The following is a 23,168-nucleotide window of genomic DNA, read 5'->3' as shown; positions in this document are numbered from 1 at the left end:
GTTCCGGCAGCGGTTTTGCCGCGGTGCCGGGGCGCGGTTGCGGTTCCGCGGTTCGCGCCGGAATGGTGCCGCGTAGGTATTACCGACGTCCGCGCCATTTTCGCCGGAGTTTACGACACTTTCGTTTGGTCCGTCACAGTGTAATCTCTGCAACCCAGGATAGGAAAGAGCACCTGTCAAGGCAGTCGGGAAGATTTGGCCCCGGCGCGGAAGGATTAAAGGTGGGGTTAGGATGGGTGGGTCCGGAAAGGGCGGATGGGAGGGAATGTTTTTATTGGACCGGGAAATGGGGGACGCCGATTAGACAGGCGAGCGTGGCGGACCGGGGAACCGGAGCGGTCCCGGTCGTCCGCACTGTTTGCGTAGTCCCAAGGATCGGGATAAGGAGAGTATCATGGCGCCCCGGCGCTTCTGGAAAGTGTGGGTGGCGTTGGCCGCGGTCGCCGGTTCGTTCGGCGGCTCCGGGTGTCGGTCGGCCCACGATTTGAAAGCGGAACGCGACTGCTGCAAGCCGCCGCAGTTTAACTGCTGCACCATCCCCGACGTCCCGGTTCCCAAGGAACTGAACAAGGTCAGCCTCCCGGCATACATCGTGGAGACGCCGGACGTCCTTCAGATCGAAGCGATCCGGGTGATCCCGTTGCCGCCGTTCCGGTTGGAGCCGCTCGACGTGCTCTACCTGAGCGCGGAGAACGACTTCGACCAGAACAAGCTCACCGGGCTGTACCCGGTGGACCCGGACGGCACCATCAACCTGGGGCCGCGCTACGGCGGGGCGCTCCGGGTCGCGGACATGACCGTCGAAGAGGCTCAAAAGGCCATCGAAGATAAGGCGCGGATCAAGGCGAAGAACGTCAGCGTGACCGTGTCGCTGGCGCAGTCGCACGGCGTCCAACAGATCAGCGGGCAGCACATCGTCCGGCCCGACGGCACGGTGGGGCTGGGGTCCTACGGGAGCGTGTACGTCGCGGGCCTGAGCCTCGCGCAAGTGAAGCAGGCGATCGAGGCGCACCTCTCGAAGTACCTCGTGCGCCCCGAAGTGTCCGTGGACGTGTACTCGTACAACAGCAAGTTCTACTACGTCATCACCGACTTCGCGGGCAACGGCGAACAGGTGACGCGCCTGCCGCACACGGGCAACGAGACCGTGCTCGACGCGGTGTCGCTCATCGGCGGGCTGTCGGCGGTGTCGAGCAAGAAGATCTGGGTGGCGCGCCCGGCCCCGACCGAAGCCGGTAACGACCAGATCCTGCCCGTGGACTGGTGCGGGATCACCCGTAAGGGGCAGGTGAAGACGAACTACCAGATCATGCCGGCCGACCGGATCTACATCCTGTCGCAGCCGCTGAGCAAGTTCGACACGTACTTCGCCCGCGTCCTGTCGCCGGTCCAGCGCACGCTCGGTGTGGCGCTGCTCGCCGGGAGCGTGAACAACCAGTTCCGCAACAACGGGAACAACGGGAACGTCGGGATCGTGGCCCCGATCATCCCTTAAAACGGGACCGTCTGAATCGAAGGTTGTAGGGTCGAAAGTCACAACGTCGGAGACCGCGCTCGATTGCGGTCTCCGACGTTGTGACTTTCGACCCTACGACCTTTGTCATTTGTTATTGGTGGCTCGAATTGAGGAATCGGCACGTCCGGCCGGTTCTTCTGGTCGTGCCGCCGGTCACCGTGCGGAACATGGACATCGGTGGTGCGGCGCCTGCTTCGGCGCGTTCCGCGGCGCCGATGTCGTTTGCGGCAGCCGGAAGTGGGTCGTGCTAAATTGAACGGCCTCGCGCACCCTCTTCTGAAGGAGTCCCCGTATGTCGTTCCGAGTGTCCGCGATCATCGCCGCTGTCATCGTTTTGGAGTTCGCGACGCTCAACCCAGCGGGGGCACAACCGCAGGCCCCCGTCCGCCCGCGGAACACGCAGTTTCAGAGCGTCTTCGGCGGCGGGCGCCCGATCGTGGCCAATCCCGCTCAGGGGTTCCTGGGGCAGAACCAACCGGTCGTGAACCCGAACGGTCCGCAAGTGCCCGGGTTCGCGTACCCGGGTCAGGTTTTGTACCCCCAGGGTCTCAACGGCCCGACCGCCGTCGACCCACAAATGCGACCCACGGGCGTCGTCGGCTCGTTCAACAACCTCGGGCACTGGTACGGCGGGAACACGGGGAGCTACGGCCACTGGTACCCGAACGGGATCGCGAACGGGCGCGGGGTGTTGGGCTACGGCGGCGGGAACGGCACCTTTGGTCCCGGCGGGAGCGTCGGCCCGACGGTGGGCAACTCGGCCCGATCGGGCGGCTTGCTGAATTCCGTCGGGGGAACCGCGTTGGGTGTAGGGGCCGCAGTCGGCTCGTTCCGTCGGTGAATGAAGACCCGAGTTGCGCTACTTCGGGCACGTAACGAACCGCGCCGTGAGGACGTGTGTTTACGAGCCGCGACCGCAAGGGAGCGGGGAAACTCCCAGGGTTCTCGGAATCGTGCCCGCTACTGGATGCCGTTGCACCGCTCCCTTGCGGTCGCGGCTCGTAAAATGGTTCGTTTGAACGAATTCTGCTCTCAACCGTGAAAGGAGTCTCGGTATGAGTATTTGCTCGTGTTTCGCCCGGCTCGCGACGAAGGTCGCGGCCGTGGGGGTAGTGGCGTGGGCCGGTTCGTCCGCACGCGCCGCGGACGTCACGCCGCCGGTCCCGGTGGCGGTCGGCGCGCCGGTCACTCTCGGTGCGCCCGGCTGTGAAACCTGTCAGCACGGCACCCCGAAGGGGAGCTGCACCACGTGCGGGAAGTCGATCCTCTTCCCGAACAAGAACAAGAAGCCGTACCCGGTCACCCTGGCCCCCGGCGCGTGCTTCGGGTACTTCCAAACGCAGTGGCGGAAGTGGGACGAAGTGTGCCCGTACCCGTACCAGGGGCAGAACGCGAGCGACGCCCCCAAGCCGCCCGTCATGACGCCCCCTCGCCCGGGCGAAGAACTGAACCCGCCGCGCCCGGTCGAGCCGAAGGGAACCAATCCGAAGGGGAGCGACGCTGAGCCGAAGACGGACACCAAGAAGCCCGGCGACCTGCCGCCGATCCCGCCGGTTCCGGGCAGCAAGTTTAATCCGTGATCGTATCTTAAGCCGAGGACCGTCGCCCGCACCCGACCGCGACCCGGTCGGGTTGCTGTGTTTGTGGGGCTCCCGGTTCCACGTTCCACCTCTTCCACGGGGAATTTGCGATGGCGGGAAAGTGTCTGGTGACCGGCGGGGCGGGGTTCATCGGCTCGCACTTGGTGGAAGCACTCACCGCGGCGGGTTACACCGTGCGCGTGCTCGACGATCTTTCGACCGGGCTCCCGAGCAACCTCGCGCACATCTCACCCGCCCCGGAACTGGTTCGTGGGTGCGTGACCGATGCCGGCGTGGTCGAACGCGCGGTATCGGGGTGCGACGTCGTGTTCCACCTCGCGGCCCTGGCGTCGGTCGCGAAAAGTGTCGAAGACCCGCTCGCGTCGCACGCGGCCTGTGCAACGGGGGCGCTGAACGTGTTCCACCAGGCGCGCAAGGCCGGCGTTCGGCGCATCGTGTATGCGGGGAGTGCGAGCGCCTACGGGAACGCCTCCGACGAGGCCGGTCAGGACGAGAACACGCCGCTCATGGCGCTCTCGCCCTACGCCGCGGCGAAGCTCGCCGGGGAGTTGTACGCGGAATCGTTCGCGCACTCTTACGGCATCGAAACGGTGCGGCTCCGGTTCTTCAACGTGTTCGGCCCGCGCCAGCGCGCGGACAGCCCGTACTCGGGCGTGATCGCGATCTTCGCGGCACTGCTCGCCGCGGGGCGCACCCCGACCATTCACGGCGACGGGCTCCAGTCGCGCGACTTCGTGTACGTCTCGGACGTCGCGAAGGCGCTGATGCTCGCGGCCGAAACGCCGGGCGTGAGCGGGCGCGTTTACAACGTGGGCACCGGCGGGAGCGTGAACCTGCTGATGCTGATCGCGGAGCTGAACAAGATCCTCGGCACGACCGCGGTCCCGACCCACAGTGATTCTCGCATCGGCGACGTGCGGCACTCGCGCGCGAAGATCGACCGCATCCGGGCCGACCTCGGCTACGCGCCCACGGTGCCGTTCGCCGAGGGCCTGCGCCGCACGCTGGAGTGGTCCCAGTCCCAGGCGAACTAACCCCGACTTCTTCACCGGGCTCCCGCCCTGTGCTACGTCAGACGGCCCCTCCGGGGCGAAAACCCGAACCCTCGGCCACCCGGTCACCTTCATCTCATCTGCAATGTGGCGGTGAAGGCCAGTGCCTTTCCGCCCCGGAGGGGCCGGTGTTCGTAGCACAGGGCGGAAGCCCTGTGTGCTTGACGGCCGCGCACAAAAGGCGATGATAAGCACCTCGATTCGAGTTGGTCCCGCCTTCATCCTGACACGCCGTTCCCACACCATGAACTCACACGAACACTCACGCCGTTCGTTCGTTAAGCACTCTGTTGCGCTGGTAGGTTCCGCGCCCCTCATGGGCGGCACCCTTCGCGCGGAAGCGGACAAAGCCGACAAGCCGCTCCTTGCTTATGTGGGGACGTTCAGTTCTCCGCTGCGCGACGTGTTGCCGACTCAGGTGGATCTGCCGCCCGGTAACGGGCGCGGCATTCACATTTTCAAAGTGGACCGCACCACCGGGGCGCTGACTGCGACCGGCGTTCACGAAATGGGCACGAGCCCGAGCTGTCTGGCCGTCAACGCGGCCGGAACGCGACTGTATTCGGCCAACGAAACTGATCGCGTGGGCAAGGACAAAGTGGGCACGGTCAGCGCGTTCGCGATCGACCGGGCGGACGGTAAACTGAAGTTGCTCAACACGGTGAACTCGGGCGGCGCCGGCCCCACCTACGTGAGTATCCACCCGTCCAAGAAGTTCGTGCTGGTGGCTAACTACTTCGGCGGGTCGGTTGCTGTGCTGCCGATCCTCGAAGACGGTCGGTTGGGCGACGCCACCGACACCAAAATCGACGCCGGGAAGGTTGGCCCCACCAAGGCAACCCATGCCCCGCCCGGGAGTTTCGCTTTTAGTGGCCACGACCGGACCCACGCGCACATGATCGAAGCCGATCCGAGCGGGCGCTTTGTGCTGCACGTGGACCTGGGCTTGGACAAGATCTTCGTCTGGAAGTTTGACGAGAAGAAGGGCACGCTGACACCGAACGAACCGCCCGCGGTTTCGCTACCGCCCGGCGACGGCCCGCGGCACTTTCACTTCCACCCCAACGGCAAGTGGTTCTACTCCATTCAGGAGGAAGGCTCCACGGTCGTGCTGTTCGACTACGACGGCACGACCGGCACGCTGACCTCCCGGCAGACGATCTCCACGCTGCCGCCCAAGTTCGCGGGCAGTAACTTCTGCTCCGAGATCCTCGTTTCCACCGACGGTCGATTCGTCTACGCGGGCAACCGGTTGCACGACAGCATCGGGGTCTTTGCCATCGGCGAGAAGGGCACGCTGACCCATGTTGCCGACGAGTGGACCCGCGGGAACTACCCACGCAGCTTCAGTTTCGATCCAACTGGCCAGTTTCTGTACTGCTGCAACCAGCGCGCGGACAATGTCACCGTGTTCCGTGTGGACCGCAAGACCGGCGGACTCACCTTTACGGGGCACTACACGCCCGTTGGTAACCCGTCGATTGTCGTGTTCCTCGATTTGGCGAAACCGGGTGAGTGACGCGCTCAGAATTGAGGAGTCCGCTTCTTATAAGGGAGCGGCTCCAGTGCCTGTGTTCATGACACTTTTGAAGAACGCCCAGATCATCTCGGTGGCGTTGACGGCGTTCGAGGGCGGTCCGGCCACACGCGGGTTCAGTTGTGCTCCACCCCCGGGCCAGTGGTGGCCGAGGTCTTCGACCGTGACCGCGTCGAAGACGACCGGTCCGCGGTAGCGATCCACCCTAACTGTCTGATCGTCTTGTTGTAGTACGGGGGCTTCGGCGCACCCGAGCGCCCGCGCCCAGCGTTCGAGCGTATCTGTAATGGGCGGCCGGCGCACGAGTCGGTTGCGCCACGGCAACCGCACATCGCCCCCGCGGAGTGGGAGCAACAAATCACGCGCGCCGACGGTATAGAGTGTGGGGACGGGGCGAGCGGGGCGCGGGTCGCGTAGCCAGCAGTATCCCGCAACAGGGGCGATGGCCGCCACACGGTTCGCCGCTTCTGCCGCGAGACGAAATGTCATCCCGGCCCCGTTCGAGAAGCCCGTTACAAAGATGTTGCGCGCGTCAGCGCGGAGACGAATTATCGCGTCGTCCATGACCGCTGTGAGGAAACGAACATCGTCCGGTAAAGCCGAAGAACGCGGCGCGAAGGGCGAGTCGGAATTAGAAGAAGATTCGGTGCCTGAGTCTTCGATTGCTCGCGGTTTGTTATTCGCTTCAGAAGCGTCGTTCCAGCGCTGCGGATTCGCAAGAAATGACGGCGGTTTAGTCGGGTCCGGGGGAAGTGCTTCCGGAACAGCGAGCGCAAAGCCTTCGCGCCGGGCGAGTTCCGACCAACCTGTTTCGCGGTCGGCCCATTCCGCGGTCCCGCCCGTGCCGGTGAGGAAGATCACGAGCGGCGCGCCCGGAGACACGGGGAATGAGAGCCATTCCCGACGAAAACCAGAGATTTCTGCCCCAATTCGTTCCACAGGGACGTTTTAGGAAATGAGTACCTCTCCGGAACGTGAACTTACTGACTCGTTGAGCACGTTGAACGGGACCATCTGTAACGAACTGCGCAATGTCGTAATTGGCTCCCGGGGAAGCGTGAACCGAGTTCGTCCCGATCGCGCCAGTAGATTTGGGCACGCGGTTTGCGCGGAAGTGTAATTAGTGAAGGGGGCGAAAGTTTACCGGCCGAATCTGCGCCCGGCCTTGGAAGGTCGGGTATAATACTGAGGGATCGAACGGAATCGGCGCGAACCGTGAACCTTTCGTTCTTCGGGACCGTCGAAATTCTGGGGCGGGTTGTTCCGCCCACAATCGCGACCTAAGCTGTTGTTCCCATCGCGGGCCAGTGTCCGGAACCACTGACGCGCGAGACCCCCATCAAGACAAATTCGTTGGCACGGGACTCGGAGCGATCAGGCCCCGGTAGACCCGTATCGCGATACGGTACGCACACGACTTTTGCCGACCGGGGTTCACCGGACGGAACGGACTGAAATATGAACCGTATGACGCACAACGACGAACTGAACGACCAACCCGTGAACGAACTGCCACACGACGAACGTGTGCCGCAGGACGAGCGCGAGGATTCGGACGACGATTTGGCCGACGACAGTGAGGAATCGGACGAGGATACCGCACTCGAACCAGAAGAGGCGAGTGGCGATAGCGAGGCCGCGAGCGAAGACGAGTATGCCGGTGGACCGGACGACGCGCTCGGGTTGTACCTCCGGCAGATGGGTTCCATTCCGCTGCTCAACCGCGAACGGGAACTCGCACTGGCGAAGCGCCTGGAGCACCACCGGAACCGGTTCCGCAGTGCGGCACTATTGTGCCCGCGTTTGCTCGTCCGGGTGTTGGAGAAGTTCGAGCAGATCGCGGCCGGCCAAACGCCCATCGACCCGAACATCGACGCTTACTCTTCCGCGGACCTGCGTCTCACTCGGGCGCAGATTCTTGCACGCCTCGGCACCGACCTCCCGACGCTCCGCGTGCTGCTCGGTCAAGACAGCGTGGTGTTCGCGGCCGGCGTGCGGGACGAGTTCCGCGGCGACCACAGCGCGTGGCAGCGTGACCGGTTCCACCGGCTCGCCAAGTGCCGTCGACTCGTGAGCGAACTGTCGCCACGAACGGAGCTTCTGGAGCGCTGGACGGACGAACTGAACGACCTCGCGGACGAACTGAAGCATTTGGCGATCGCGCAGAGCGAAGTCGGGTGCCCGGCCGACCGCATTAAACAAACCAAACTGCTCCGCGACGCCGAGTGCGGTGCGTCGATGACGACCGACGAACTGGCGGCGCTGATCCGCGTGCTGCGGAAGCGGCGGCTGGCGTACCAGGCGGTGCGGAAGGAACTCGCGGAAGCGAACCTCCGGCTCGTCGTCTCGATCGCCAAGAACTACCGCAACCGCGGGCTGCCGTTCTCGGACCTCATTCAAGAGGGCAACCGCGGGCTGATGCGGGCCGTGGACAAGTACGAGTGGCGGCTGGAGTTTAAGTTCGGCACCTACGCGACGTGGTGGATTCGGCAGGGGATCACCCGGGCACTGCACGACAACGCCCGGACGGTCCGCGTGCCGTGCCACCAGATCAGCTTGTTGTCGCGTATGGAGAAGACGCGAGGGGAACTCACGGCCGCAACCGGTCGCGAGCCGACCACCGAGGAACTGGCCGCGGCGCTGGACATCAAGCCCGAAGACGCTCGCAGCTTGCGAATCGTCGGCCGGCACCCGGTGAGTTTGAACGACGCGGTTGGTGGAGAGGGCGAACGCGCTCTCGAAGATTTCCTGAGCGACGGTCAGATCCCGAACCCCGGCGAGCACGTCGACGCGAATCTGCTGAAGGAACGCATCGGCGAAGTGCTGAAGAGTCTGGCACCCCGGGAGCGCGAGGTGATCGAACTGCGGTTCGGTCTGAAGGACGGCACCCCGCGCACGCTCGACGAAGTGGCCAAACAGTACGGCATCACGCGCGAGCGCATTCGCCAGATCGAGGCACGCGGGCTGCTGAAACTCCGTCAGCCGACGCGCTCGTGCCGGCTCGAAGAGTTCGCCGACGAGAACGAATAACTCGGACCAATAAACGAACGACGCGGCCGGAGAGTGCTTCTCTCCGGCCGCGTCGTTTTTCGTACCCATCACTTACTTGATCCCGCCCTTAACGCGCGACACCTCGACGGTGACCGGGCCAGTCGTTGACGGCTTGCTATCGATTCCCAGTTCGCTCGAAAGCTTGTTCGCGGCCTCCTGGGGATTGGCCTTCACGTCGCTCGGCCCGACGAGCATCGTCGGCGGCGTGGGGGCAATAGCCGGAGGCGGCGTCGGGTCGATGCTGGGCACACTTGCGAGGGGCTTGCCCTGCTGAGAGAGCGGCGCGTCCTTGGCGAACGGTCCAACCGGTTTGAACGTGTTGCACCCGGCGAGCAAGCACACGCCCAGCGTGAAGAGGAGCGATTTCACGGGTTCACCTCCCGAACTTCCTGAGTGGGACGCACGGGAGCCGAGGTTCCGCCGACTGCGGCGGTACCCGATACCGGGACCGGGGCGGCCGGGGCGACCAGTTTCGCCGCTGCCGCTTTCGCGTCGAGCGGCTTCTCCGGAGCGAGATCGAACGATGCGACGCTGTTCGAGGGCAGCGGGGCCTTCGTGTTCTTCGACACGCCGAGTGCCGCGACCCGCGTTTGGTAGATCGCGTTGGCCTGGCGTTCCAGTTCGTCGACCTGACGCATCAGCGCCTCGTCGACCGGAGTTTTCTCCAGGGCCGCTTGGCGGAGTTCGGTGCAGACGGTGAGCCGGCGGAGCAGGGCCTCGGCCTCGGCTTGTACGGCCCCCTGGACCACGTCCGGCGGGAGCGGGGCCGCCGGGCGCGGACCACCCATAACCGGTCCGCTGCGAACCGTCGGGCCGGTCGGTTTTGGCGCGCTGAAGACCTTCTTGTACCACGGCCGCGTATCGGTCGCGGACCCGTTATCGGCCGCGATCGCCGGTGTCGCCGTCGTTGTGCCGACCGCCAGCGCAGCGGCGACCCCCCAAGCCCGTAGTCGGCTCATGGTTCCCCCCATTTCCCGCAGTACCGCAAGCGCGGCTCGAGCGGCAGCCCGTGATCCGCGCGTTCCCCAACGGCACGTCTTCAGCGGGTGACTATTCGCAGTGAGTGGGCGGCTTATGCCAATGAGAACCGCGCGTGTAAAGACCGTTTCGGGCGCGATCGGGGATTTCTTAAAGTGTGGCTGTCGCAAGTAACTATCGGGCGGCTGCTCGGGAGATGAAATGCACCGGCCCTCCCCCAATTGGGAGAGGGCCGGGTGACGAACCTTTCTACTGGCTCACCATTTGAACGCGAAGCCGAAGCTGATGCCCTGGATGAAGTAGCCGCTCGTGCTGAATTGCGGCTGCGGACGGATCGGGCTGACCAGCGGCGCCCCGGACCCCGGCGGGAGCAGGTTCGGTACGCGGGCCGCGTCGAGCCGGGTGTCGATCGCCTCACCCGGGCGCACCGCGCTGCTCAGGTACAGGAAGTTATACCCGACGAACAGTTTCAGGCGCTCCGTGGCCTGCCACCCGACGTTCAGCCCGACTTCGGGCACGACCGCGAACTTGTCCTGGCTGAAGCGCCCGATGTTCGCCCCGGGCACGGCGAGCAACCCGCCGGGCGTCGTGGTCGTCAGACCGTTCGCGAACGTCAGCGCCTGGGAGCCATTAATTTCCACCGTCTGGTGAACCGTACCGAACGCGACCGTCGCACGCGGATCGAGCGACCAGCGCCCGCGCTGGAACGTTCCGGTGATCCCGATCTGACCACCGTGGAACTGGTTCTCGGTGCGGAACGAGTCGTTAATCACGCCTGAAATTGCCGGGATGCCGACGTTTGGATCCGAGTCCGCGGTGCGCGCGAACCGCTCGGTGATCGTGAGTTGCTCGGTGACGTTCAAGTAGCGGTAACCGGCGAGCAGGTCGATCCGCGCGGTCGAGTCCCCGATGAGGTAGCGCCGGTAGTTGAGTTCCCCGCCCCACACGGTGCTCTTCATGGCGGCAGTCACGCTGCCGACCGCGACGCCGGGACCGGCGATCACTTCCGACGACTGGCCGAAGGGGAAGTTCGGGTCCGAGAGCGTGCCGTTGATGTTGAAGAACGGCCGCGCCAGGAGCGGGAACTGATTGGTGTTCGCCGAAAACGTCGCCGTGGTCGGCGCGACCCAGAACACGCGGGCGTCGATCCCGCGGCACTCGTTCTCGCCGAACCAGTAGCCGGCCCCGATGCGCCCGCCGACGTGGTAAGTGTCGCCGAACGACCCGCCGAGCAGCACCCGTGTGTCGCCCTGACCGACGATGCCGTTGAATTGGGGCGAACTGGTGGTCACGAGCGGTGGCACCTGGCTGCTGCGGTTCCACCACAGCAGCACTTCTGAGGTCAACCACCACGACCTTCGGGTGCTGGCCAGGCGATCGAAGGGGCCGTGCTGCTGGTTCGCGTTATAGAACGGATCGTCCGTCCCCACCGGGCAGTCGTAGCCGGGCACAACGGACGGAACCACGACGCCCTCACTCGAAAGGCTGCCCGTGGGGATGCGCCCGGTCGGGTCGCGCGACTCGGTGATGCTCGGTGTGCCCGGAACGGCACGCGGCGGCGTCAGAGCGCCGGGCGTCATCGGCTGAGTCATCGGCATTTCGCCCATCACGACGCCCGTGGGCGGCTGCGAAATGACCGGTGTGGGCGTACCGAAGTTGCCGGGCGCGTAGGAGCTACTCGGGGGGTAGCTGCCGGGCACGCTGGTCGTAGTCGGCCGGGATGTGATGTTGCGCAACCCGGTCTGCGTGATGCCCGAATCGGGTTGCGGGTCGGGAATCGCACTCGGGCGCCCGAACGCTGCGGCGCGCGGGCTCTTCGTACCAGTCGGGGCCGGCTGCTGAGCGAACGCGGGGTGTGCAAACACGCCCAGCGCGATTCCCAGACCGCCGAGCAGAATGCGGCGCATGTGAAGTGGTCCTCCCTGACACGCTTGTCGGGTCGGTTTCCTGCCGCCCGGAATGCGTCACGTCACATCTCTCATTCGGCCAAATTCCCGCGCCACACGGAACTTCACTGGCCGTCCGGCGCAACTTCTTTTCCCGGCGCGCCGGACTCAACGGATTTTCGCGCGCCTTCGTACTCACCCGCGCCGGGAGCGCAGATACGGGGACCGCGTTACTCGGGGGGAATGGCTGAAGTGGCGCCGGTACGCGGACCGAAGTAAGCGTCAGAAGCCGCACAAACTGAAGCTTCTCGGGGAAGATGCCAAGGAGGGCGATCGTGGCAACTCGGCGCACGCGACTCAAGAAGAAGATGAAGCAACTGATCCCCGCCGTGACCGTGACGCTTACCACGGTCCCGTTCGCGGTGTGGTCGTCGTCGGCACAGGCGTTCTTCCCGCCGGTGTGGGGCAGCCCCCCGGTCACGGTGGTTCCGCCGGTCAGCCCGCCGCCCATTATTGTGGTACCGCCGGTGAGCCCGCCGCCGTTCGTGCCGCCGCCCCCGCCGCCGGTGATCGTGCCGCCGGTCGTGCCGCCGCCGGTGATCGTACCGCCGACGTGCCCGCCCCCGCCGTGTGGGGTGCCGGAGCCGGGTACGATCGTGGGTGGAGTGATTGGGCTGGCCGCGGCCGCGGGCTACGGGTTCCGCCGGCGCGACGGGAAGAAGCCGGAGTAAGAAGAAGCCGGAGTAAGAAACCTCGGCCCCTAAATGGCGAACCCCAACCGCAAGGTCGGGGGTGGCGCGGACTGTTAGGACCGACGGTGGCGCTGGTTTTTGGCTGTTACCCCCGACCTTGCGGTCGGGGTTCACAATCAGTCGCATCGACCTGGAACCGCGGCAGATCGTCGCTGTTCGCGCGAAGTTCGCGCACGGTGTCGATCGCGCGGCGGAACCGGAACTCGCCCAGGAGTTGCGCGAGTCGGTCCGTTGTGCGCCCGACTCCGACATAGGTGCGCCAGCGCGCGAGGCGCCCGAGCGGGAGCTTCGGCTGGTCCGGGTCGAACTCCCACGGGTGGAAGTACAGCATCCCCACTTGTGGCACTTCCGAGCGCGCCGCCTGCCGCAGCCCCGCACGCATCACCGCGAGCGGGAACAGGCGGAAGTACCCGCCGCCGGCGACCGGCAGGTTCATCCCAGCCACGCGGTACGTCAGCGGCGGGAGTTCGAGGATCTCGCGCTCGCGGCCCTGTGCAACGAACGGCACGCGCGGCGCGGTCGGCAGCCCGTAGCGGTCGTGGCGCACCGGGAAAATGGAGCTGTCGTACTCGAAGCCGCACTCGGCGAGCGCGTCGATCGCCCACCACGTCTCGCGCATCAAACTGAAGGTCGGTGCGCGGAATCCGAATACGGTTGCGCCGATCGTTTGTTCCAGGATGTCTTTACTTTTACGCAGGTCTTCGCGGAAGCTCGCCGGCGTGAACTGGTGGATGCGGCGGTGGTCCCAACTGTGCGATCCGATTTCGTGTCCCGCCGCGAAGATGTCGCGCACGAGCTTCGGGTGGTTCCGGGCGATCTCGCCGACGATGTAGAAGGTGGCCGTGACTTTCGCTGCCGCGAGCTGGTCGAGCAGGCGCCGCGTGGCGGCTTCCATTCGGGCCGCGTAGTTCGCTTTCAGTTCCGGGGAGCACGGCAGCCCCACCGCGGCCTCGATCCGGTCGTGTTCTTCGACATCAAAGCTGATGACGTTTGCCACGCGAACGGCCGGGGAGTGTCCGGAGCGAGTCGGGACACTGGTACCCGTACTCACGCTCGCGGCCCCCAGGGGGCGGTAGGGCGATTGCACGATCTCTCGCATTGCGCTCATATCGGTCTTCCAACGGGAAGCCGGACGGGTTCAGCAGGGCGTGGCGCTGAAGGGTAGCACTTTTTGGGAGTTCGACTCAAGACGGGTCTTGGAAATGCCGAACCGTAAAGGTTTCGCATCGTCGTGTAAGCTCTTCGCTACCTTAGTAAGTACTACCGAGTGGCAGAGAGTGACCTGACTAGCTCACGTTGCTGCTTCCAATACGCGAAACTCCTCGTCCAGCAGCAGTTACGTTCACACGGCTCGGTCAGTTCGACCGGCATTGAGATTGCACAGTAAATTCTCGGTTGTGTGCGGAATCGGGTTGACAGCGCGGGTGCCTTCTCGCTTTCTTAGCAAGAGGTTGCGGAATCCGCGCAACGCGCCTGCTCGGGAACGCCCCTCGATTCCCAACGGACCGAACTCCATCAAGGAGCATCGGATCGCGACCCGCGGAGTTCGGACTGTTACGCCCACTCGGTCTCCAATAGGAGCTGCCCGTTATGCTTCAGCGTCAGTTGCGGTGGATCGTCGCGGGCTGCGCGGCCGCCGCCGTGATCGGCTTCGCCCCGGCTCGGTCGAGCGCCGAAGTCCAGATCCTCGTTGAAGAACTCAACGCGAGCAGCACCGTTGTCGGGAGCAGCGCCTACACCGTCGGTAGCCCGACCGGGGCGACGACCTTCTTCCAAAACTTCAGTTACTCCAGCCCCACGGGGCAGTTCACCCTGAGCGGCACGACCGGGACGAATAGTCAACTGGGCACGTTGAACGCTTCGCTCTCGACCAGCTTCACGGCCGGGTTCACGAGCAACTTCGACCCGACCCAGGGGCACACGCTCCGGATCACCGTGACCGACGACAAGTACACCAGTAACGGTGCCCCCGCTGTGCTCCAGAACAGTGCCGGCGTCGCTCTCGGGTTCGCGGGCGGGAGCATCCAGGTCGATTCGTTCAGCCGCATTTACGACCCCACGGCCTCCGGTTCCGTCGCGGCCAGTAACACCGGCACGCTGGCGGACGGCACGACGCTCGGCGGTCCGACCGGAGTCGCGACCGACTCGCTGCCTTCGGACCCCACGAACGCCCGCATCACGTCGGCGAACGTTTCGGGCCTGAACACGCCCTACGCGATCCAGCAAGTGATCCTGATCTCGGTGAGCCAGAACCAGAACGGCTCGATCGACCCGAACAGCACGTTCACGGGTTCGGCCGGTGCCCGCGTGGACCCGACCACCCGTGCGGTTCCGGCACCGGGGGGCCTGGTCCTTGGGTTGGTCGCGCTGCCACTGTTCGGGCTGCGCCGCACGCTCCGCAAACGCGCTGCGACCTGACCGCGCGCCGGGTTTTCGTCACGATTAATGTGTGCTACGCTGGACGGGGCAACAATTGTTGCCCCGTTTTCGTTTTTCCGGCCGCCCACCGAGGATCACGCCTGTGCGTCGAACGCTGTACTGGAAGCGCCTTCTGATCGTCTGCACCGTGTTTCTCGTTCTCAGTGGGGCCGTCTTCGCCGTTCACCGGGTTCAAATCAAAAGTCAGGTTTCGGTCTACAGGGAGGCCGCGGAGCGGGCCGAGGCCGATATCGGCAGCGATTCCGCGAAGCGCGGAGAAGTGATCGCGCTGTACGCGAAGTACCTCAAGTTCCGACCGACCGACGAATCGGCGTACCAGAAATACGTTGCGCTACTGTTCGAGCAGGGGAAAGCTGAAACCGATCCCGTTCAAGCCGAGCGCGTGGTGACCGGGGTCGAGGGCTTTCTGCGTGCGTTCCCCGCGCACGCGACCGAGCGCCGGCAGTTGGCCGAACTGTACGTGAAGAGCGGCAAGTTCACCAGCGCCCGGCAGCACATCGAGATGCTGTTCGCGGCCGGCGGGGGGCACAAATCCGATATCGAACTGCTGGAGCTGGCCGCGACGTGCGAACAGGGCCTGGGCGATCTCACAAAGGCCATCGAGTACCTGAACGCGGCCATCAAGACCGGAACGGCGCCGGTGCGAGTATACAAGCGGGCGCTGGAACTGAACTTCGCGAGCGCGTCCGACCAGAAAAATGCGAACATCGCCGGGTTACTGGAAACACTGCTGCGCAGCCCCCGGTTCGAGAACGACGTCGCGGCCCGCGTCGCGGTGGCCCAATTCCAGCGCTTCCTGGGCGAGTTGCAGAACGCGCGGACCAACATCACCTACGCGCTGAAGGCCCCCGGCGGGGCCGATGACCCGGACGCGCTCCTCGCCGCCGCGGAACTCGCGGTGGCCGAAATCAAGACGATCCAGGACGCGCCGGGCAAGCTCCGGGAGGCCGAAGGGTACTTGCGCCGCGCACGCGAACGCGACCCGAAGAACCTGGCCGCTGGTACGCTGCTCGCCGACGTGCTGACCCGGCAGGACAAGAAGGCCGAGGGGATCGAGCTCCTGCGCGCGACCGCCAAGTTGTTCCCGAAGGTGGACCCCGATTTCGCGATGATCGTGGACCGGCTCATCGATCTGGGCGAGCAGACGGACTCGGCCGCACTGGTGGAGAAGCTCGCGGCCGAGCCGTCGCACAAGGTGCTGGTACCGTACTACCGCGGGCGCCTCGCGCTCATCAAACAGGACTGGCGAACCGCTCAACCACTGCTCGAAGAAGCCGCCCCGAAGGTCGCGAGCGTGCGCGCGTTCCACAAGAAAGTGATGGTCGGGTTGGCCACGTGCTACGCGAACGTGCAGAACCCGGACAAGCAACTCGAATACTGCCAGAAGGCGCTCGGTGACGACCCGAACTATGCGTTCGCGATCATCGGCGAGGCCGAAGCGCTGTCCAAGATGGGCAAAACCGAGGCCGCCCTGCGCCGGTACCGCACCCTCGTGAGCGCCTTCCAGTTGTTCGACTACCGGCCCGAACTGGTGCGGCTCGAACTCCTCGACGTGCTCGGCCAACCGGTCGAGGCCGAGGTACGGAACTGGAGCCGGTTCCAGGAGAGCCTCGGCCCGGTCGAGGGGCGCGCTGCGGAGATTTACGTTCTCGAAGCCGATTCGCTCGTGGCCCGTAACCAACCCGCCGAGGCCGCGAAGCTGTTGCGCGGGTGGCTCGACGCGAACCCGAAGCACGCGAAGGCGGCCAGTGTGTTCGTGGCGCTCGCGCGGGTCAAGGACGGCGGAGGGACCGAATCCGCCCGCTCGGTGCTCGACGAGGCCGAAAGCAAGATCGGCGACGCGGTCGATTTCCGGCTGGCCCGCGCCGGGTTGCTCGCCGCGCGCCCGAAGGTGCCCGCCCCCGACGAGTTTGAAGCGCTCGGGGCTGGCGCGGCGAAGTTCCCGCCTAGCGAGCAGTTTCGGCTCTGGTACGGATTGGGTCAGGTCGCGGGTCGGGTGGCGGACCTTCAGAAACCGGCCGAAGCGCAGGGGCTTCGCGCGGTTGCCATCACGTGCCTGCGGGCGGCGGCGGACCTGAAACCGAAAGATCTGACGTGCCACGCGGCGCTACTCGACCACGGTATTGCCGGCGGAAACATGGACGTCGTGACCCGGGCGCTCCGGGACATTGCTGAGGTCGAGGGGAAGGACGGTCCGGTCGGCGCGCTGGGGCACATCGCCATCAAGTTGCCCGAAGTCAGCAAGATGGCCGATAGCCCTCTGCGCACAGCAGCCGTGAGGGAGTTGCGCGATCTGGCCCGGCGCGTGCGGGACTTGCGCCCGGGTTGGGGCCGCGTGTTCGTGGCGCTCGCGGAACTCGACATGATCGAGGGGCTGAACGACGCGGCGCTGACGAACTACACGGAAGCCATCAAGAAGGGCGAGCGCCAGGAGTTCGTGATCCGCCGGGCGGTGGACCTGTACCGCACCAAGAAGCAGGACGACGATGCCGTCGGCACGCTGAACAAGCTGAGTACCGAGATCCGGCTCCCGGACGACCTGGAACGGTACCGCTCGATCCGCAACCTGCTGCTGGCCCAAGAACTACCCAAGAACTCGCGCCCGACCATCGATCGCATTGCTCCGGTCGACAGCAAGGATTATCGACTCCAGTTGCTCCGCGGGTCGCTGTTGGCCACGATCCGCGAGGACGCGGAGGCGCTGGTCGCGTTTCGCCGGGCGGTCGAACTGAACGACCAGTTGCCCGAAACGTGGGGCGGGTTGGTTTCGCAACTGATCCGCGCCGACAAGCTCGACGACGCGAAGCGCGCGGTCGCACAGGCCGAGAAAGCGCTCACGAATGCCCCCGTTCCCCCGACGACCGAAGGGAAGGCCGAACTCAAGATCGGTTTAGGCAGTTTGCACGAGGTGGTGGGCGATCTGAAACCTGCTCTCGCTTACTACAACGCGGCCGTTGAGATCGCCCCGCGGGATCTCAACCCGACGCGACAACTCGTCCAGTTCTTCCAGCGCACCGGGCAAATGGAGCGGGCCGAGGAATTGCTGAACCGGGCGAAGGACGCGACCACACCGGACGTGGCGCGGTGGGCCAGACGGCACCTCGCGATGACCATGATTAGCCGCTCCGATGCGTACACGTTGCGGGGCAAGGCACTGGACCTGATCGAGCGCAACTTGGCGGTCGCCGCGGACGACCCGGAAGACGTGAAAGCACGGGCCGTGATTTGGACGCTTGACCCGGTCACGCGCGAAAAGGGCGTCGAGGTGTTGAGAGGTTACGGTGATCGCGGCGACCTCGCCCCGGAGGAGTTCTACCTGCTCGGGCGGCTCGCGTTCGACCAGGGCCGGGACAAGTTCGTTCAGGCGGAAAAGTATTTCCGACTTGCTGCACGCCTGCGCCCGGGCGTCACTCCCGAGCACTTGGCCGCGCACGTTCGCGTGTACCTGGCGCTCAACCGCGTGGACCTTGCGGAGGCCGCACTGGAGCGCTTGCGGGGGAACTACTCGAACAGTTGGGAGGCCGCACGCGAGACGGCGAGGGTGCTGTACCGTAAGTGCAAGGACCGGGCCATATTGGAGCCGGACGAGGCGAAGCGCCTGCTCGAACAGGCTCGCGGTGCGATCCAGAAATTTCCCGGTTGGGACACGGGTGCGAGCGCAACGCTCCGTTCCGGTCCTCTCTTCGAGGAACTCGGGATGATCGCGGACGCGGAGTCCCTCTACAAGAAGTACCTCGCGGAGAACTCGTCACCCAGCGCGCACCAGGCGCTCGCGATCCTGTACGTCCGGCAGAAGCAGCCGGAGCGGGCCATCGACCTCGCGTTCGCACACGAACCGAAGGCGCCTGTCGCGCTGACGGCCCGGCTACTCACCGGAGCGGTGCGGGTGAAGCGCCCGGACGCCACGACCGAGGCAAAGGTTGAGAAGTGGCTCGACGGCGCTCTCGCTAAAGCGGCCGGCAACCTCGAAGTGGAAGCCTCGCTCATCGGGGCGAAGGCCGAACTGTTCGACGCACGCGGGGAGTACGCGAACGCGATCAAGGAGTACGAGCGCGCGGTCGCCACGTTCGCGCGCGTCGCCGGTCCGAAGGGGAGCAACGACATGGTTGTGAACAACCTGTGCATGCTCCTCGCGCTGTACCAGCCGGCCCGGGCGAACGACGCGGTGAAGATGATGACGGACCTGATCGCGATCCGCGGACCGGTCCCGTCGTTCCTCGACACCCGGGCAGTCGCGTACCTCGTGAGCAGCCGACCAGAGGGGGCGATCAAGGATCTCGAAATGGCCCTCGTTCAGTTCGACCGCCCGACGTACCACTTCCACCTGGCCTGGGCGTATGACCTCAACGAGCTGGAAGCGAACCGTGCGCTGGCGGTGGGGGAACTCAGGAAGGCGCGTGATGCCGGGCTGACGGCCGACGCCCTGCACCCGATCGAACTCGATAAGTACCGGGCGCTACTGGCGAAGTATAAGTTCCCGGTAGAGTAACGCGACAGTTCGCAGATTCCCGTCACACGAACGGAGAGCGAAGTATGCGCGTTCTCGATGAGGTCGCGGCAGCTATTCACGCCGCTCGCTACTGTTTCCGACCGGTCCACACGGTGACCGGGTTGGAGGAGCAATTCGCCGCCCCGATTACCCCTCGGCAGTGGACCGCGATCCAGCGCCGCCTCGCGTGCGACATTCCACCGCTGGAGTTCGAGCAGGGCCACTGGTTCTTGCCGGACGGCTTCGTCACCGTTTGGGATCTCGTCGATCACGTGGCCCGTTACCACTCCGAATGGGAACTCCCGCCCGAGCGCACCGGGCGCGCGTGGCGCGAGGCGCAGATTTTTGTCGGGGTGCGCGTCTGCATCGCGGGCGCAGGTAGTCTCGATGAGAAAGACGTTGTTCGTTCGGCGCGATTGGTGAAGGACTTGGGGCTCGCCTAATTCCGGTTCGGGTTCGTTGCTGCGGCCACCGTGCGAGAAGCGGAAGGAAGAGCCGCGGATCACGCAGATTACGCGGATCAGACAAAAAGGTGATTTTCTAGCCCCGATAGGGGCGATAGCGAGCGGCCAGGGGTGACGCGCTAGCGCAATTCCTGGCGCACTGGCTCGGCCGCAGCCCCTTCTACTTCCCAGTGGTGAACTCCAGCCCGGCGCGCGGCGGGCTGACCGAGCCGGGCGCGGTGTCGGGCGGGAGCACGTCCCACGACCCGCTCGACCCCATTTGGTACCCGACTAGGTACATCCGCTGGGATTCCTCCGGGTCGAACACCATGCTGCTCGACCGGCCCTGGAAGCTGTCCGGGAGGGCGATGAGGCCGAACCGCGAGCGCGTCGTGCCGCAGAACGCATACAGCTTCACCATGTCGGCCCGGAACAGTGCGTACAGCGTGGTCGAAACCGCGGTCACCATCGTCTCGAAGATGCCGGCGCACTTTTCCGCGCGGTTCGGGTGCGTCTTCCCGGCCGAGAGAACCCACACGCTCGAGCCGGCCGGGATCGGGCCGGCGGTGCGCAGGAACACTTGCGTCAGGTTCCCGGCGTCGGCGTGCAGCTCCTTGTACCGCACGCCGTCCACGGTCACGTCGAACTCGACCGGCGGCACGAGTCCGGGGATCGAGCACGCGGCGAGGATCGCCTTGCGGATGATGACCTTCGCGTCCGGGCGCCCGGAGCACGCGATCGCGCCGATGTCCCAGATCGCGAGCCGGTGCGACAGCACGTTCGACGTGGCGACGAACAGCCGGCGCCCCTGGTTGTGGGCCGCGCACAGGTCGGCCATCACCGCGTCGTTGAGGTGCTTGTCGAGCAGGTCTTCGAGCGGGTGCGAGGTCATCAGCCCGCGCCCCGTGAGCAGCCCGCGGACCGGGCGCCAGCGGAACAGGTCGGAGCGGTTCAGGTTCAGGAAGGTGCGGGCCAGTTCGTCGTCGTACTTTGGGCCGAGGAACGCCATGAACGCGGTCGGCGCGCCACTACTCACTCCGGTCGCGACGTCGAAATCCGGGCGCGTGCCGGACGCGGTCCACCCGCACAGCGCACCGGCCGTGAACGCCGCGTACTTCCCGCCGCCGGACACGCACAGGATGTTCTTGGGTTTCTCCGCGGCGGGCGGGGGCACCGGTTCGGCTCCCCGGAGCGCGGTGGCGAGGCTGGCCACCGTGTCCGCATCGGCGTCGTGGTAGTCGGCGGAAGGTTTTTCGTTGGTCCAGGCCTTCGTCGCGAGCGCGTCCGGGACCGGGTTCTGAACCCGGGGACCGGTACACCCGACCAACACCGCCAGCACCAGCGCTGTCATCAGTGCGAACAAGTGCACGTTTCGAGCGTACCCCCGTCGCTCGCACGAGCCGGTTCCCATGCCACCCCCAAAGTCTGTTCGGCCTGAGCCGGGCGGAAATAACAGCACCCGTGTGCCCGGTCAAGCGTCAAATGGCCCGTTTTGGCGAACTCCCCCGGCGCGGTAAGCTGGAGAACGGGCCGGGCACCGGGAGGCCCAAGTGGTACACTCACTCCATTCGCCCGCGTGCCACCCTCTCGTTCCGCGCAATGATTCTTATCGCACAAGGTCCGACCCCGTTCGATTCCTGGCGCCGCGTACTGCCGAACGACGTTCCCGTCGTTCTCGGGCGCGATTCGCCCGAATGGGCCGTGCCGTGGGAACCGTTTCTCGCGCGGCGCCACGCGGAACTGACCGCGCGCGGCGCGAAACTCAAGGTGCGCAAGATCATCGGGGCGTCCAACCCGGTGTTCCACGCGGGCCGGTCCGTCGATCACTTCGACCTGCTCCCCGGCGGCTCGTTCGTGATCGGGCATACCACGTTCACGTTCGGTGACGCCGCGTATGAACCGGTTTCGCCCGGGAACGAGCCCCCGCTTTTGGACATGCGGACCGTCGCGCACCACGAACTCGACCGGCTCGCGTTCCGCGACGCCCCGCACCGGCTCGACGTGCTGAGCCGACTCCCGGACGTGATCTCCAGCGCCACCGACGACGCGGACCTCCTCCGGCGGCTCGTGGACATGCTCCTGGCGGGGATTCGCCGGGCGGACGCGGTCGCGATCGTCTCGCTCCCGGCCGGCGCGGACGCGGCCCACGAGCGCCTGAAACTGTTGCACTGGGACCGGCGTCTCTCGGGCGAGGGGGATTTCGAGCCGAGCAAGCGACTCGTCACGGCCGCGGTCGCGGAACAGAAGCAAACAGTGCTCCACGTATGGGGGGCGACACCGGGTAGCTCACTGAGGGACGATCCGTTCACGCTCCAGGGTCGGTTCGATTGGGCGTTCTGCACGCCGGTGCATTGCGATGCGTGCCCGGGGTGGGGGCTGTACGTGGCGGGGCGGTTCAACGGGGCGGAGCCGGCCACGCTGCTCGCGCCGTGGGAATCGAACGAACTCCGCGACGATGTGAAGTTCACGGAACTCGTGGGCGACATCCTCGGGGCGCTCCGGCAGGTACAAGTACTCCGAGAGCGTCAGGGCGTCTTCCGGCGGTTCTTTTCACCAGGAGTGATGAACGTGCTCTCCGGTGGCGACGCCCCGCGTGCGCTCGAACCGCGTGAGGCCGACGTGACGGTGCTGTTCTGCGACCTCCGCGGGTTCTCGCGCAAGGTGGAAGAGGGAGCAGACCGGTTGCTCGAAGTGCTCACGCGGGTGAGTGCCGCTCTCGGACTGATGACGCAGAACATCCTCAGCCACCGCGGGGCCATTGCGGACTTCCTCGGCGACGCGGCGATGGGCTTCTGGGGTTGGCCCCTGGAGCAGCCGGGGAAGGTGGAGTATGCGTGTCGCGCGGCGCTGGGAATTCGCGCCGCGTTCGAGGCCGTCGGACGCGACGCGGGGCACCCGCTGTACGGGTTCCGGGTCGGTATCGGTATCGCGAGCGGGCGCGCGGTGGCGGGCGGTATCGGCACGCCGGAACAAGCTAAAGTGACGGTGTTCGGCCCGGTCGTGAACCTCGCGTCACGCCTCCAGGACATGACCAAACTGCTCCGCGTACCGATCCTCATTGACGAACCGACCGCCGACGCGGTCCGCGAGAAGCTCCCGCACGACGTCGGTCGCGTGCGCCGAATGGTGAAGGTTCGGCCCTACGGTTTAGAAACGCCGCTCGTCGTCTCGGAACTGATTCCGCCGGCTCCTGCCCCGGGCGCAGAAGCAACCGAAGGCGCGCTTTCGGACGCGGACCTCGCGGCTTACGATGCCGCACTCGATGCGTTTCTTCGAGGGGACTGGAACGCGGCTTACAAACACCTGCACCGCGTTCCGCCAGACGATCGGGGAAAAGATGTGCTGACGGAGTTCATCCTGAAAAACAACCGCACCCCGCCCCCGGGTTGGGACGGGGTGATACCGCTGGGTAGTAAGGGGTAAG

At 65.7% G+C, this 23,168-nt stretch carries 17 protein-coding genes; 11 read left to right on the top strand and 6 right to left on the bottom strand.

The genetic code is table 11. The features are described 5' to 3' along the window. Window positions 1-394 precede the first annotated feature (394 nt). From VT84_RS03635 to VT84_RS03615, 5 genes are all read left to right on the top strand, one after another. Window positions 395-1,495, top strand: a complete 1,101-nt coding sequence (locus VT84_RS03635; RefSeq protein WP_052553358.1) for a polysaccharide biosynthesis/export family protein — start codon at window positions 395-397, stop codon at window positions 1,493-1,495. Window positions 1,496-1,808: 313 nt separating this feature from the next. After that, a complete protein-coding gene (locus VT84_RS03630; protein WP_052553359.1) occupies window positions 1,809-2,357 on the top strand; it encodes a hypothetical protein in 549 nt (182 codons plus the stop codon). A gap of 214 nt (window positions 2,358-2,571) precedes the next feature. Next, the gene (locus tag VT84_RS03625; protein ID WP_082838549.1) at window positions 2,572-3,096 is read left to right on the top strand and encodes a hypothetical protein; all 525 of its coding nucleotides are present in this window, start codon (window positions 2,572-2,574) and stop codon (window positions 3,094-3,096) included. Between the two features lie 110 nt (window positions 3,097-3,206). Beyond that, window positions 3,207-4,151, top strand: a complete 945-nt coding sequence (locus tag VT84_RS03620; RefSeq protein ID WP_082838548.1) for an NAD-dependent epimerase/dehydratase family protein — start codon at window positions 3,207-3,209, stop codon at window positions 4,149-4,151. A 334-nt stretch (window positions 4,152-4,485) separates the two neighbouring features. Beyond that, the gene (locus VT84_RS03615) at window positions 4,486-5,688 is read left to right on the top strand and encodes a lactonase family protein (protein ID WP_239465657.1); all 1,203 of its coding nucleotides are present in this window, start codon (window positions 4,486-4,488) and stop codon (window positions 5,686-5,688) included. Window positions 5,689-5,715: 27 nt separating this feature from the next. On the opposite strand, the gene VT84_RS38060 is transcribed toward VT84_RS03615, so the two are convergent. After that, window positions 5,716-6,195 carry a hypothetical protein gene (locus VT84_RS38060; protein ID WP_157469165.1) on the bottom strand — a complete coding sequence of 160 codons (480 nt, stop codon included), beginning with the start codon at window positions 6,193-6,195 and terminating at the stop codon, window positions 5,716-5,718. A gap of 969 nt (window positions 6,196-7,164) precedes the next feature. Here VT84_RS38060 and VT84_RS03605 point away from each other — a divergent pair. Then, the gene (locus VT84_RS03605) at window positions 7,165-8,736 is read left to right on the top strand and encodes a sigma-70 family RNA polymerase sigma factor (RefSeq protein WP_052553367.1); all 1,572 of its coding nucleotides are present in this window, start codon (window positions 7,165-7,167) and stop codon (window positions 8,734-8,736) included. Window positions 8,737-8,808: 72 nt separating this feature from the next. Here the strand turns inward: VT84_RS03605 and VT84_RS03600 are convergent, their stop codons facing one another. The 3 genes from VT84_RS03600 to VT84_RS03590 form a co-directional block, all read right to left on the bottom strand. Beyond that, window positions 8,809-9,126, bottom strand: coding sequence for a hypothetical protein (locus VT84_RS03600; protein ID WP_082838546.1), 318 nt, complete (start codon window positions 9,124-9,126; stop codon window positions 8,809-8,811). After that, window positions 9,123-9,716: a hypothetical protein gene (locus VT84_RS03595; protein WP_157469163.1), complete on the bottom strand. Its 594-nt coding sequence runs from the start codon at window positions 9,714-9,716 to the stop codon at window positions 9,123-9,125. Before VT84_RS03595 ends, VT84_RS03600 begins: the two co-directional genes overlap by 4 nt. 276 nt (window positions 9,717-9,992) lie before the next feature. After that, a complete protein-coding gene (locus VT84_RS03590) occupies window positions 9,993-11,642 on the bottom strand; it encodes a BBP7 family outer membrane beta-barrel protein (RefSeq protein ID WP_082838544.1) in 1,650 nt (549 codons plus the stop codon). 314 nt (window positions 11,643-11,956) lie between these two features. Between VT84_RS03590 and VT84_RS03585 the strand changes: the two genes are divergently transcribed. Next, complete coding sequence (locus VT84_RS03585; protein WP_082838543.1) at window positions 11,957-12,352, top strand: PEP-CTERM sorting domain-containing protein; 396 nt, start codon at window positions 11,957-11,959, stop codon at window positions 12,350-12,352. Window positions 12,353-12,458: 106 nt separating this feature from the next. Here VT84_RS03585 and VT84_RS03580 read toward each other — a convergent pair whose 3' ends face one another. Beyond that, entirely contained in the window at window positions 12,459-13,481 is a 1,023-nt protein-coding gene (locus VT84_RS03580) for an XrtA system polysaccharide deacetylase (protein ID WP_239465656.1), read from the bottom strand. Between the two features lie 482 nt (window positions 13,482-13,963). Between VT84_RS03580 and VT84_RS03575 the strand changes: the two genes are divergently transcribed. From VT84_RS03575 to VT84_RS03565, 3 genes are all read left to right on the top strand, one after another. Next, window positions 13,964-14,791, top strand: coding sequence for a hypothetical protein (locus VT84_RS03575; protein ID WP_082838542.1), 828 nt, complete (start codon window positions 13,964-13,966; stop codon window positions 14,789-14,791). Between the two features lie 103 nt (window positions 14,792-14,894). Next, complete coding sequence (locus VT84_RS03570; protein WP_082838541.1) at window positions 14,895-19,301, top strand: tetratricopeptide repeat protein; 4,407 nt, start codon at window positions 14,895-14,897, stop codon at window positions 19,299-19,301. 44 nt (window positions 19,302-19,345) lie between these two features. Then, entirely contained in the window at window positions 19,346-19,744 is a 399-nt protein-coding gene (locus VT84_RS03565; RefSeq protein WP_082838540.1) for a hypothetical protein, read from the top strand. A 181-nt stretch (window positions 19,745-19,925) separates the two neighbouring features. Here VT84_RS03565 and VT84_RS03560 read toward each other — a convergent pair whose 3' ends face one another. Continuing rightward, window positions 19,926-21,107, bottom strand: a complete 1,182-nt coding sequence (locus VT84_RS03560) for a patatin-like phospholipase family protein (protein ID WP_162271577.1) — start codon at window positions 21,105-21,107, stop codon at window positions 19,926-19,928. A 119-nt stretch (window positions 21,108-21,226) separates the two neighbouring features. On the opposite strand from VT84_RS03560, the gene VT84_RS03555 reads away from it, so the two are divergent. After that, complete coding sequence (locus tag VT84_RS03555) at window positions 21,227-23,167, top strand: adenylate/guanylate cyclase domain-containing protein (protein ID WP_082838538.1); 1,941 nt, start codon at window positions 21,227-21,229, stop codon at window positions 23,165-23,167. The last annotated feature ends 1 nt before the right edge of the window (window position 23,168 follow it).

This window comes from Gemmata sp. SH-PL17 (genome assembly GCF_001610855.1).
Classification (GTDB): Bacteria; Planctomycetota; Planctomycetia; order Gemmatales; family Gemmataceae; genus Gemmata; species Gemmata massiliana.
Note: the sequence above shows the minus strand (reverse complement) of the source record. Positions and strands in the feature narration are given on the sequence as shown.

Excerpts from the sequence above, each read along its gene's own strand:
- VT84_RS03620 (WP_082838548.1), top strand. The coding sequence starts at position 3,207 with ATGGCGGGAAAGTGTCTGGTGACCGGCGGGGCGGGGTTCATCGGCTCG.
- VT84_RS03595 (WP_157469163.1), bottom strand. The coding sequence starts at position 9,716 with ATGAGCCGACTACGGGCTTGGGGGGTCGCCGCTGCGCTGGCGGTCGGC.
- VT84_RS03555 (WP_082838538.1), top strand. The coding sequence starts at position 21,227 with ATGGCCCGTTTTGGCGAACTCCCCCGGCGCGGTAAGCTGGAGAACGGG.
- VT84_RS03590 (WP_082838544.1), bottom strand. The coding sequence starts at position 11,642 with ATGCGCCGCATTCTGCTCGGCGGTCTGGGAATCGCGCTGGGCGTGTTT.
- VT84_RS03580 (WP_239465656.1), bottom strand. The coding sequence starts at position 13,481 with ATGAGCGCAATGCGAGAGATCGTGCAATCGCCCTACCGCCCCCTGGGG.
- VT84_RS03625 (WP_082838549.1), top strand. The coding sequence starts at position 2,572 with ATGAGTATTTGCTCGTGTTTCGCCCGGCTCGCGACGAAGGTCGCGGCC.
- VT84_RS03615 (WP_239465657.1), top strand. The coding sequence starts at position 4,486 with ATGGGCGGCACCCTTCGCGCGGAAGCGGACAAAGCCGACAAGCCGCTC.
- VT84_RS03575 (WP_082838542.1), top strand. The coding sequence starts at position 13,964 with ATGCTTCAGCGTCAGTTGCGGTGGATCGTCGCGGGCTGCGCGGCCGCC.
- VT84_RS03635 (WP_052553358.1), top strand. The coding sequence starts at position 395 with ATGGCGCCCCGGCGCTTCTGGAAAGTGTGGGTGGCGTTGGCCGCGGTC.
- VT84_RS38060 (WP_157469165.1), bottom strand. The coding sequence starts at position 6,195 with ATGACATTTCGTCTCGCGGCAGAAGCGGCGAACCGTGTGGCGGCCATC.
- VT84_RS03605 (WP_052553367.1), top strand. The coding sequence starts at position 7,165 with ATGAACCGTATGACGCACAACGACGAACTGAACGACCAACCCGTGAAC.
- VT84_RS03565 (WP_082838540.1), top strand. The coding sequence starts at position 19,346 with ATGCGCGTTCTCGATGAGGTCGCGGCAGCTATTCACGCCGCTCGCTAC.
- VT84_RS03630 (WP_052553359.1), top strand. The coding sequence starts at position 1,809 with ATGTCGTTCCGAGTGTCCGCGATCATCGCCGCTGTCATCGTTTTGGAG.